At 54.3% G+C, this 12,033-nt stretch carries 10 protein-coding genes; 7 read left to right on the top strand and 3 right to left on the bottom strand.

Going from position 1 to position 12,033, the window contains the following annotated elements:
* Positions 1-132: 132 nt before the first annotated feature.
* The 3 genes from AC0QHF_RS27455 to AC0QHF_RS27445 all read left to right on the top strand — a co-directional run bounded on the left by AC0QHF_RS27455 (position 133) and on the right by AC0QHF_RS27445 (position 4,358).
* Entirely contained in the window at positions 133-510 is a 378-nt protein-coding gene (locus tag AC0QHF_RS27455) for a response regulator (protein WP_324707466.1), read from the top strand.
* 450 nt (positions 511-960) lie between these two features.
* A complete protein-coding gene (locus tag AC0QHF_RS27450) occupies positions 961-1,356 on the top strand; it encodes a response regulator (RefSeq protein ID WP_324707465.1) in 396 nt (131 codons plus the stop codon).
* A 755-nt stretch (positions 1,357-2,111) separates the two neighbouring features.
* On the top strand, positions 2,112-4,358 hold the full coding sequence (locus tag AC0QHF_RS27445; protein ID WP_324707464.1) for a sensor domain-containing diguanylate cyclase: 2,247 nt from the start codon (positions 2,112-2,114) through the stop codon (positions 4,356-4,358).
* Positions 4,359-4,363: 5 nt separating this feature from the next.
* Here AC0QHF_RS27445 and AC0QHF_RS27440 read toward each other — a convergent pair whose 3' ends face one another.
* From AC0QHF_RS27440 to AC0QHF_RS27430, 3 genes are all read right to left on the bottom strand, one after another.
* Positions 4,364-5,971, bottom strand: a complete 1,608-nt coding sequence (locus tag AC0QHF_RS27440) for a hypothetical protein (protein ID WP_324707463.1) — start codon at positions 5,969-5,971, stop codon at positions 4,364-4,366.
* A 276-nt stretch (positions 5,972-6,247) separates the two neighbouring features.
* Positions 6,248-7,156 (bottom strand): UPF0104 family protein, encoded by a 909-nt coding sequence (locus AC0QHF_RS27435; RefSeq protein WP_324707462.1) that lies wholly within the window; start codon positions 7,154-7,156, stop codon positions 6,248-6,250.
* Positions 7,153-7,884, bottom strand: coding sequence for a C40 family peptidase (locus tag AC0QHF_RS27430; RefSeq protein WP_324707461.1), 732 nt, complete (start codon positions 7,882-7,884; stop codon positions 7,153-7,155). Before AC0QHF_RS27430 ends, AC0QHF_RS27435 begins: the two co-directional genes overlap by 4 nt.
* Before the next feature lie 142 nt (positions 7,885-8,026).
* On the opposite strand from AC0QHF_RS27430, the gene AC0QHF_RS27425 reads away from it, so the two are divergent.
* From AC0QHF_RS27425 to AC0QHF_RS27410, 4 genes are all read left to right on the top strand, one after another.
* Positions 8,027-8,983 (top strand): serine hydrolase, encoded by a 957-nt coding sequence (locus tag AC0QHF_RS27425; protein WP_324707460.1) that lies wholly within the window; start codon positions 8,027-8,029, stop codon positions 8,981-8,983.
* 327 nt (positions 8,984-9,310) lie between these two features.
* On the top strand, positions 9,311-9,853 hold the full coding sequence (locus tag AC0QHF_RS27420; RefSeq protein ID WP_324707459.1) for a DUF4347 domain-containing protein: 543 nt from the start codon (positions 9,311-9,313) through the stop codon (positions 9,851-9,853).
* Positions 9,792-10,433: a DUF6923 family protein gene (locus AC0QHF_RS27415; protein WP_324707458.1), complete on the top strand. Its 642-nt coding sequence runs from the start codon at positions 9,792-9,794 to the stop codon at positions 10,431-10,433. The genes AC0QHF_RS27420 and AC0QHF_RS27415 overlap by 62 nt, the downstream gene beginning before the upstream one ends.
* The coding region (locus tag AC0QHF_RS27410; protein ID WP_324707457.1) for an Ig-like domain-containing protein at positions 10,430-12,033 on the top strand (1,604 nt) is incomplete at its 3' end. The genes AC0QHF_RS27415 and AC0QHF_RS27410, both read left to right, overlap by 4 nt.

Raw genomic sequence — 12,033 nt, 5'->3', positions numbered from 1 at the left:
TGTCTTGCTCTCTGCGAGACAGAGTAACAGGTTAGGGCTAGAAAGCCCCGTCGCTGTCTTCGCGGGGATTGGTTACTCGGCCTTTCAACTGCAAAAATTTGTTCGTCTCCTCAATCTACCCGATCGCCGATTATGAACGCCAGGTGCATTTTAGTCATCGACGACGAAGAACCGATTCTCGCAGTGGTCCGAGGATGTTTGCAGGATTTGGCCGGATGGACGGTTTTGAGCGCCGAATCCGGCGCCGAGGGGTTGCGCCTGGCCGCGGCGGAACGGCCCGACGGGATCTTGTTAGACCTGTCGCTGCCGTCCATGGACGGCGACGAGATCTTGAAAAATTTGCGGGGCGATCCCCGGACGGCCGGGATTCCTGTCATTTTACTCACCGCGCGATCGCCGGCCGGCGACCGGGCGCAATTCTCCGAAATGGAAGTCGCGGGCAGCATCTACAAACCCTTCAACCCCGCGACCCTGCCGGACGAAATTGCCGCCCTCCTGGGGTGGAAATAATTGATCAATGATCATTGATCATTGATCATTGATATCGCAAGTCTCGTGCTCGTGTGTTAACTAGCTCGGGGGAACCTCGAAAACTTCAAAACCTCGATTCAAAGGGGCTTTGAGTTCTCAAGGGCTCCCTAATATCGACTCCCTAATACCGCGCGCGGTATTAGGGAATCGGAAATCGGTCATTTTTCATTAGACTCTCCTCAGATGGCGGTACCGAAGCAGCGTCAACCCGCCCAGGGTGCGTTCGGCTTCGGCTGTTCGACTGGTCGGAATCCCCGTGCCATCAGGGTCGGGGAGGATGTCAAGCTCGGGATCGGTCTCGAACTTCAAATAATCTTCAAAATTGCGGTTTAACTTTGATAGACAGAGTTGATAGGAATCGGTCCAGAATGATGGCTGGTGCGATCGCGACCCAATCCGCCACCGTCCTGCCGAACGGGAGGAAAAAGTATGCCATCTAAACGGATTTTAATCATCGACGACGAACCCGACATCCTGGAAGTGCTCCGGTGCTGTCTGACGAGTTTGGCGGGTTGGCAGGTGTATTGCGCCGACTCGGGGTTTGAGGGGATCGATCTGGCTTCCGAAGTGCGGCCGGATGCCATCCTGCTGGATTTGATGATGCCGTCCATGGACGGATTGACCGTGTTGCGACACCTGCGCGATCGGGAAGAGACCCGCAACATCCCCGTCATCCTGATCAGCGCCAAAATCCAGCTTTTGAGTGCCCGCCGACAACAACAATTGAAAGTCGCCGGCGCGATCCCCAAACCGTTCCATCCCCGGTCAATCGTTTGTGAGATTCAAACCTTCCTCGGTTGGGACGAACAACCCCTGGAAGCTTGAGTTTCCCCCCGCCACTTTTGGCGGTCAAACTGAGTGCATCTTCAAATTTTCTTCAAATACCCGATGTATCTTGAAGGTATCAGGAGGTTCGGGCAACAATCGATCGCCGTCGTGAAGCCGGGGATGGCGATCGAGTCGCCAAATTTTTGAAGGGGAGATGCAATATGAACATTAATCGCCATGCAAGGCATCAACGGTCTGTTCGATGGCCGGCGGTCGCCGATCTGTGTCGCGCCTCACATCCGAGCCGACGGGCCGATCCCGCCCCAAACAGTTCGGTTCGCCGGCAACATCCCCGTCTTCCCGGTCTCGCCGGCCTCTGTTTGGGAAGCATTCTGTTCGCAGTTTCCTTGTTGTCCTGTCCCAAGTCGCCGGCTCGTGAAACGGCTCAAATTCCCCGGAGCCTCCACCTCGAATCGACTCAAATTGAGTCCGCTTTCCTCAAAACAATACCGCTCAGATTTTGGAAATTTTCCGACCCTTTTGAATCTCCATCTCCCGGCACATCCGCAGCCCAATTCGGGCAAAATATGCCGAAATTATCGATAACATATGGGGCGCAATCGCCCTTTGATTTACAATTTAATCCCGACGGCGATACCTTCCCCAGTGTAGGCGGGAGTGATTCGATTTTTTCGGAAAACAATGGGGCGAAAATCCGGCGAATTTTCGACCGCACACACCCAGGAATCTTTCCCGAAAAAACCGGGTTCGATTTCGGCGGTAAGGTTCGGCAAATTAACCTCCACCCTGCGGTGGCAAAGCTGGCACAAGAGCGCCCCCACTTCCACGAAACTGTGGCGGTCGCGACGGGAGGTTTTACCATTTTAATCAGTTATTTAATTTACCTGATTGAAATCACCAGACGCCGGTCGCGACAGATTCGAGAAATCGAGGGAAGATTGACCCGGGAAATCCGCGATCGCATCGACAGCGAAACCCGCTTTCGAGCCGTCGCCGAAGGCAGTTTGGATGCCCTATTTATTTTCGACCCCCTGCGAGACTCGCAAGGGAAGATCCGAGATTTCACCTGCGTTTATCTCAATAAAAATGCCGAAATCCTAATCGAAAAAACAGCCGACAGGGCGGCGGGAGAACGCCTTTCAAATCTCCTCGACCAGCCCTTTCAGGTCAGTTTGGAAGCTGACATTCGAGCCTTCGAGACCCAAACCCCCCGGGAAAGCGAATTTTCTCTCCCCTTACCCGATCGCCCCACCCCCAAATGCTTCCGACACCAAGTCGTCCCCCTTCCCAACAGCCTGTTCATTACCATTCGAGATGTCAGCCATATCAAAGACCAAGAAGAAAAATTTATCAAACAAATTCAACAAGAGCGATTAGTCGCCGAAATCGAGAATCAAATTCGCAACTCGTTGACCCTCCAAGACATCCTGAAAACCACCGTCGCGGAAGTCCGCAAATTTTTGCAGGCGGAGCGGGTATTGATCCACGGCTTCCGAGAAGAAATCAAACAACTCGCCCGGGTAGAATCGAAGGATGACGCCGTACCCTCCATGCTCGGATTCGTGATCAACGACCCCTCCATTTTTATCGCCGACTACCTGAAATATTACCAAGAAGGAGACGCGATCGCGATCGCGAACTTGAAGGAAAGCCAACTCAGTTCCACCACCTCGGAACTGCTGCAATTTTTCCAAGTGCGATCGCTCCTGATCGTCCCCATTCCCGTCCCCAACTCGAGCGCGGAACGGGCGGTCACGGGAACCGGCGACAACCTTCACAACGGCCTGTGGGGGCTGCTCATCGTCCACCAGTGTTCCCAGGAACGCCGCTGGCACCCCTCCGAAATCAACCTGCTCAAACAACTCGCCAATCAAGTCGGTATTGCCGTCCGCCAGAGCCAACTCTACGAACAAGCCCAACAGCAAATGCTGCGGGAAAAAACCGTCAACCGCATCACCTGCGCCATCCGACAGACCCTCGACTTGCAAACCCTATTTTCCACTGCCACTTGGGAAATCGGCCGCTATCTGGACGTCGATCGCGTCTGGATTTGGCAGTACCGGCCGCAAGAGCAATTATGGACGAACGTTTCCGAGTACCGCAAAAATCTGGATTTACCGCCGGCCCTCCACCTGCAAATGTCCGACAAAAATAACGAAATTGCCGCCCGACTCAAACACTTTCAAGGCTTCAGCCTGTACGAATCCCGCCTCTGCCGCACCCCCGCCAGCCAGAAGTTAGCCAAGAAATTTCCGGGGGCCTGGTCGTTCCTCCCCCTGCAATTCGACGGCAAATTGTGGGGAGCGATCGCGATCGTGATGGACTACACTTGGTACGACTGGGAAGAATCCCAAATCGAATTTCTCAACCAGGTCGCCACCCAACTCTCCGTCGCCATCCAGCAGTCGCAACTCTACCAGCAGTTGCAGACGGCCAACCGGCAACTGCAGCAACTCGCCTGCACCGACGGCTTGACGGGAGTCGCCAACCGCCGCTATTTCGACATCTACTTCAAGCAGGAGTGGAGTCGGATGGCGAGGGAAAAAAAACCCCTGTCCGTAATTTTGTGCGACATCGACTATTTCAAACAGTACAACGACACCTACGGCCACCCGGCGGGGGATGCCTGCCTGCAAGACGTGACCCAGGCCATGAAGGCGGCGGTGAAGCGTCCCGCCGACCTGATCGCTCGCTACGGGGGCGAGGAGTTCGTGGTGGTTTTGCCGGATACCGATATCGAGGGGGCGACCCGGGTGGCGAACGAGATCCGATCGCAACTCGCCGCCTGTCAGATTCCCCACGAAGCATCCGGCGTCGCTCCCCACGTCACTCTGAGCATGGGGGTGGCGAGCATCCAACTCTGCCGGGGCGTCCCCCCCGAGAGCCTGGTCGCCAAAGCCGACCGCGCCCTGTACCGGGCCAAAGCCCTCGGCCGCGATCGCATCGTCCTCCACCGGATCGAAGGGGAGCTCGAAATCACCACCATCCGACCTCCGGAACCGGCCGAGGGCCGCGACGACCGCCAAAATTCGGCCTGAGAAGGTCAGGAAAAGCGGGAGGGCGCACCGGACTCGTCCCGCAGCGGGCGATCGCGCCCGGAGTCCGCCAGCCCGTCGCTCCCGAGGGGAAATTGCGGGGAAAACTGCGGTTTGAGGGAGTGCAACCGCACCGGGGCGATGGGGGTGAGGTTGCGGGTGACACTCGCGGCCCCCACAAACGAATATCCGTTCGTGATCCGGGAGTGGGCCTCCAGACGCAGCCGGTAGGCGCCCGTTCCGGGGGGAAACCATTGGTCTTCCTCCGAGGGGAGGATTTGGTGGTGTATTCCCGTCCACTGGCGGGTGGGGTTGCGGTGGTTCTCGTAGGCGTCGCCGCCGATGCGTCGCCGGGATATTTCCCCGTAGTCCGCCCACAGCGTATAATCAGCCAGGTGTCCCTCCCGACTCCAGGCCGTGATTTCCAACTGCAACCCATCGCGGTTGTCCGTCAGTTGAACCGTCCCGTCCGAGGCGACCGGGGTGCCCTCGCGCCAGATCTGGGAAATTTCCACCCGGGGCCGGTTGTTGTCGATTCTGAGGGTCAAAATTTGCGGGGGGGCCGAAACGATCGCACTGTCGGGCCGGTAAAATTTCACTTGAAATTGGTGCAGTCCGGGGGGATATCCCAGCGACGACCACCGCAACAGCAAATCATTCATCGAATAGCTGCGGTCCGGGTCCGGGAGGGGATAGTAACCGTCGCCGTCGGGCCCGACATATTCGGGAATCAGTCTTTCCCCCTCCCAATAATAATTGACCCAGCCCTGGAAAATGGGGGCGAACGGACTTAGCGGGTCCGGACGGTGCAGCATCCGGTAGCGTCTCGCCCCCCGACACCAGACATCTTCGAGGGTGTCCCGGTTGCCGATCAGGTGCAACCGCCCCCCGAAGGCTGAATCCGTCACCGGAACCGTCGCCGTCGGCGAGGTGGTGGCGTAGCCGTCTCCATTGATATCCGTGGCCGGGATCAGGCCCACACCCGCGATCGCCGCCCCGGCGGTATTGGAGGGATAGTGGGTTTTGGGGTGCCGCGCCAAAATCAGGGTGTGGAGGTGGCGGAAATCCCGGTAAAAATTGGGCGGGTCGTCCCAGGTGACGGGGGGATTCTCGGAAGCCACCCGCAACCCGCAGCGAATTTGGGGCGGTTCGTCGGAGTCGAGGGCGACGCCGAGTTCCGACAAGGATAAACTCAGTTCCCAAATCCGGTGCGGTTCGTTGCTGTTGGGGGAACGGTCGAACCGGAGGTTGAGGCGGGACGGACTGCGTTCGTTGATGCGACCGGTCCATTGGGCGGGTTCGAGGTAAAATTGCCGGCCGAGGGGATTGGGGCGATCGGGATAAAACCCGTAATTGACATCGCAGTAGGGCGTAATTTGGGCGTTGCGGTCTACATCGACGCTGAACCAGAAATAATCGCCGGAATTGAGGGTTTGGTGGCGATCGCCCACCATGTCCAAGCCGATGTAGAGAAATTCGGCATCATTCTTGACCAGCAAATAGCCGCCGGGAAGTTCGAGTTGTCCCGCCCCCGACCATTTGACGGGCGACGAGTCCGGGGACGGCAGAAAGGGACGATTGTCCCGATCGTGCCAGGTGCTAATTGCCAGAGCCATGATTACCTCTATATTTATGGGATATTTTAAAAAACTTCCAGTTGAGATGGGGGAAACCCGCTTAATTTGGAGAATGCCGGAGCGGCAAGTCCTGGAGCGAAACAGTCCAAATTTCCCCTTTGTTATTTATAACCCAAACTGGAGACAGCCAAAAGACTCAGGCGATCTCAGGAAATTTTCAGGATCGGAATTTAGCCTTTATAATCGATCATAAGCTTATCCATGAAACCCGCCCCATTCCAACCTTTCGGGGCGGTTTTTTTTCGATCGCCAATTTTACGATCGCCCCCCCCGCCGGCGTCCGTCCCAACTCGCCAACCCCGCCCCAACCGTTTCTGCCAGGATGCTCACGACCCGGTAACAGGCGATCGCACCCAGGACAATTCCCGGCGAAATGTGGCTTTCCAACAACGCCAACGCCGTCGCCTCGAACACCCCCAACCCCCCCGGCGCCACCGGAACCACCAACCCCAGCAGCCAAGCAAAACTGAACGCCCCGAAGATAAACGGGACTTCCCCCCAATTCCAATATCCCAACGCCACCAGGGTCAGCAAAAATCCCGCCCCCCGCAGGCTCACAAAGCCCAACTCCCCCAAAAACGGTTTCAGGGGGTAGCGGTGCAGCCGCACCTCGGGCGACGGGGACGGATCTTGGGACTTCAACTTCAGCCGCCCCAGATAGCCCACCACGGGGTTTAAAATTCGGGGGTGGACCCCCGCCAACACCGCCGCCAACAACAAAACCTGCAATCCCCGATGGGGGCTCGGGACGCTGACGATCGCGATCGCCAAGGCCGCCGCGGCCATCAACAGCGGTTCGAGCACCACGCTCAACGTCGCCACCCCCAGGGAAATCCCCGCATCCTTGACCGCCACCACCCGGCCGTAAAAGTGCCAGACGTTCCCCGGGATGTACTTGGCAATATTCGTTTTCAGGTACACTCGCAGCCCCCAGCTCGGCGAAATTCTCGCGTCTGCAGGAAGTTTGAACTCCCGCAAAATCAGCAGCCACACCCACCCCGACCAGATATGTGCCGCCAGGGTGACGGCCAGAGCGACTCCCAAAACCGCCCAACTCGCCCCGGTGATTTGGATGTCGGCGACTTCCTGCCAGTGTCGTTTCAGGGCTATCCCCAGAAAAAATAGGGTGACGCCAAAAACCGCCCAACGCAAACAGGATTTCAAAACTCGACCTCCAGTCGCCTGAACCGCCCGAACCGGTCGAAGGGATAGCCCGTCGCGACTCGCCCCACCCCCCGCAGTTGTCCGGCGTAGTGTCGGCTGACTTCATTATCGGTCTGCCAGAGGCGATCGATGCCGATGCCGTCCCGGCCGTGTTCCGGGCCGGAACTGTGGATATAGCGTCCGTCGCCGAGGTAGAGTCCGACGTGGGTGGCTTTTTCTGGCGGACCGAAAAAAATCAGATCCCCCGGTTGCAGTTCCCAGGACACGGGGGCGATCGCTTCTGCGAAGGCTTCCTGCTGGTAGGCGTCCCGGGGCAGCCAGATCCCCTGGCGGGCAAAAGCCGTCTGGATCAAGCCAGAACAGTCATAATTGGGTCCCGTTGTCCCCCCCCAGAGGTAGGTATTGGGGATTTCCTGGGCTTGGCGGGTGAACTGTATAATTTTGGGGAGTTGCGGCCGTATGTCGCGGCGGGTGAGAAATTGGGGTCCGTAGGGTGCGGGGGCGATTTCCAAATGCTCCCAGTCCGCCGCAGACAGCCAAGCCGGATAGTCATCTTCGCACAGTTGCACTCGGACGGCGGTTTTTCCGGGGGAGGGCGATCGCCCGGACCGCAGGTGCCGCCCCGCGATCGCCTGGGTCGCCCGGGTCGTACAGTCCGGGGAATCGTAAAGATCGAGATCGGTTTTGCACCGATACTCAACGATGTCCGATAATGGGTCAGTGTTCATCAGCGATTTGGCTTTTGACGGTCGAGCAGTGGGGGCGATTCTTTGGGCGGGGAGAGGCGGCGGGCGATCGTGAGACTCGTCCCATCTCAACTCATTCCCCCCATTTAACATCTTTCTAGACACATTTTTTGATTCCCCAGTTATGGCATTTTTTCATCCCGATCCGCAGCTTCAAACTTTGGGCACAGGCATTATAGAGGCAACCCGAACTCAATTTCCAGCCCTCGGCGCCCATCAGATCGCCATGACCTGGGTCATTTACGACCCCCCCATCTCCGTTAATACCGGCGGGGCACTGACGCCGGAAGAGTTTTGGAAATATCCCGTTCGCGGGTTTGAATATCGGGGCATCGAGCGCATTTATCCCGCCTGCGTCGTCAAGTTATTTTATCTGGTCGCCCTCTACGAGTGGCTGGAAAAAGGGATGTTGCAGATCTCGCCGGAGTTGGAACGGGCCGTTAAAGATATGATCGTTGATTCGAGTAACGACGCCACCAGTTTGGTCGTCGATGTCCTGACGGGAACCACCAGCGGGCCGGAATTGTCGCCCGGACCCTTTGAAACCTGGAAGTCCCAGCGGAATATCGTCAACCGCTACTTTCAGTCCCTCAACTGGCCCGAACTCGAATCCGTTAACGTCAACCAAAAAACCTGGTGTGATGGGGCCTACGGCCGGGAACGGGCTTTTTTGGGCGAACTGATGGAAAACCGCAACATGATCACCACCAACGCCACGGCGAGGCTGCTGCATAGTATCGTCGGCGGCGTCGCCGCTTCTTCCCAGGCTTCTCAGGCTATGATGCAACTGCTGCGGAGGCGACTCGACCCGGCGGCCTTGCGGGAAGACCCGGAAAATCAAGTCGCCCGGTTCCTTGGGGAGGGACTGCCACCCGATGCCCAGTTGTGGTCAAAAGCCGGGTGGACCAGCCAAGTCCGCCACGATGCCGCCTATGTGGAAATTCCCGACTTGCAACCCTATTTGCTGGTGGTCTTTACTGAAGGCAAAGCCCAGAGTCAAAATCAAATCATCTTACCCTTTATCTCCCAAAAAGTGGTGGAAGCGATGCAGAAATTGTCCCCCTCTTCCAGCCTACCGTAAGTTCGGCGGGGCCTCGGGCGATCGCCTCGTTTCGGAGACAACCGACGTCCCCGCCATTCTGACAGCAATTCACAAATTTTTGGGGATCATTGTAAAGATTTTCTAGAAAAATTGGCGACGTGATCACAAATTATATATAATCTTTTCAAGACAAGGTTCTGTCCTTTTGATATGAAGACCTTCTCCGATCGCGTAATCGTCCCGACCGGAGGGGTAAATTAGCCGAGTTTTGATCTCAATGCGGGGGTTACAATTCCGCCGCAATCGAACGGCGATCGCGACTCCTTTAAACTTCCAAAATCTACCATAAAACCGGGGTAAAAAATCATGAATAACGCAGCTTTATCCGCTAAAAAAGAAACATCAAAAAAGGCTATAAAGCTCCTATTTTTAGATACAAGTATTCCGGATTTAGAAGTTTTAAAATCGGGGGCGATCGCGGCATTTGAAACCGTCGCGATCGACCGCAAATCCGACGGTATTTATCAAATTTCAACCCACCTCAAAAAATACCGACAACCCGTCGAACTGCACCTCGTCTCCCACGGTTCCCCCGGTTGCTTGCACTTGGGCTGCAACAGCCTCAATTTAGAGAATATCAGCCATTATTCTGACCAAATCAAAGCTTGGAATCTCTCCGCTTTAATTCTGTACGGCTGTAACGTCGCGACTGGAGATGCCGGCAGCGAATTTATCGAAAAATTATATCACCTGACCGGCGCAAATATTGCCGCATCGACAACGAAAACTGGACATTCCGATTTAGGCGGAAACTGGGAATTTGACGTTTTACAAGGTGATTTTGAGGTTGATTTGGCGTGGGTGCGATCGAATTCAAGAGCAGTGGCATTATGTTCTCGCTACTTTTGAAGAAAAACCCGCTTTTTTCCAAGTTATTGATGGTCAGCTCAAGGTCTTAAATCCATTGACTGGTAATTACGAAGATATCGGTAATGTGAATCTAGATGGTTCTGGTAATGGCTTGATCTATAACGCCAGTGGTTACAACTCAAATGATAACTATATTTATGGAGTTGTAAGAACCGGAGATCAATCGACAGAGAACACTCCTGATATTCACCAATTAATTAGAATCGATTCAGAAGGCGTTATAGCATATGTAAAAACAGACGGTACTACGACAACCAATAGCAATGATACTGAGATTTATACTCCTAATATTCAATTCCCTTTTTCCGGAGACTTCGATACCGGCAATAACCTTTGGGTGATCAATCGTGGTGAGGAGGATTCTCTTCTAAAAATTGAGATTGGTACAAATTCAATCACTGAATCAAAAGTATCCATAACAGATAATGGCGATATAAATTCCGATGTAAACAATATCACAGATATCGATTTAACAACCGTTTTCGACCTAGTATATATTCAAAGAGATGCAAAAGAATCTTTTATGGAATTAGCAAAAGCACTGGTACAAGCAGATTGATTGAAATCAATCTTACCGACACGAAGATGTCCTCCCGTGAAATTGATGATCTACCTACCGATATTGGGCTTTATGGAGCTTTATGGAGTGATGAATCTGGGGGATTATATGCAAGTTCAAATAACCCTGGACAGCTATTTCATATCCGTGATTACACTAGCGACAATCCGGTAGCAGAGTTTCTAACTGAGAGTGATAATGCCTCTAATAATGACGGTATGTCTGACGTGACGCAGAAATCTCCATTTATCATACCGCTGGTAGATTTAGATGGCACAGATACGCCAGATAATCAAAATTACTCGACCACTTTCACGGAAGATGAAGCGGCTGTCAACATTGTTGATACAACGGCTGATGATGGTCTGATTATCAGAGACTACATCAATAATGCGACCACGGCGGATGGCGATCGCCTAAAACAAGCCACCATTACCCTCACCAATCCTTTTGAAGGTGATGAATTTACAAATTTTGACAGTTTACCAGCAACGATCAGTTATGCTGTTACAGGAGACGTTGGCAGTGGGGAAATAACGGTTACTCTAACACCTACTACCGGTAATACTGCTAGTGTAACCGACTTTGAAAATGCACTCAAAGCCATTCAATTTCAAAACACCAGCCAAGCACCCGACAATACAGACCGAATCATAGAAATCGTCCTCGAAGACGAAAATGGCAACTTTTCTTACGAGATCTTCGGTCCTGCTAGTACCGAACGTCATACAACAACAATCCAAGTCATCCCCGTCAATGATGCACCGTCGTTTGAAGCCTTAAACAACACGCCAACTGTGAGTCTGGGTGGCAATGCGGTTGTCCTGGATGATGATGCCACAATTATAGATCCCGAACTCGGCGATCGCAATAATTACAATGGTGCCACCCTGGAACTCGCAAGAAATGGGGGAGCCAATAGTGAAGATGTATTTAGCAGCGGTAATACCACTGTATTGGGAGCTTTAACAGAAGGCGGAACCCTGACAGTTGATGGTACGGTAATTGGAACAGTGACTACCAATAGTGGTGGCACATTACTCTTAACATTCAATAATGATGCTGCGACGGGTGATTTAGTCAATCTGACATTACAAAATATTGCCTATAGCAACACGGGTACAACCGCCGGTTCAGTAACCATTGATTACACAATCAATGACGGCAACACGGCAGATGACGACCAAGGAACGGGAGGAGCCTTATCAGACACTGGTTCTATTACAGTTACGCTAGAGGAAAACAACCCACCCACAGCCACTAACGATACCGCCGCCACGGCGCCGGGAACCCCCGTTACCTTCAACATCACCGACAACGATAGCGACAGCGACGGGACTCTAGACCTGAGCAGCGTAGATTTAGACCCGAGTACCGCCACCCGAGACACCAGCGTCACCGTAGACGGGGAGGGAACCTACGAAGTGGACGACGCCGGGAACGTCACCTTCACCCCCGCCGACGGCTTCACCGGGACGGCAACCCCCATCAGCTATACCGTGTCCGACAACGACGGAGCCATTTCCAACGCAGCCAATATTACAGTGACGGTGGAAAATACCGCCCCCACGGCTACTAACGATACCGCCGCCACGGCGCC

Source organism: Lyngbya sp. CCY1209, from assembly GCF_055795065.1.
The sequence above is the reverse complement of the archived record's forward strand: the minus strand, read 5'-3'. Positions and strand labels throughout refer to the sequence as shown.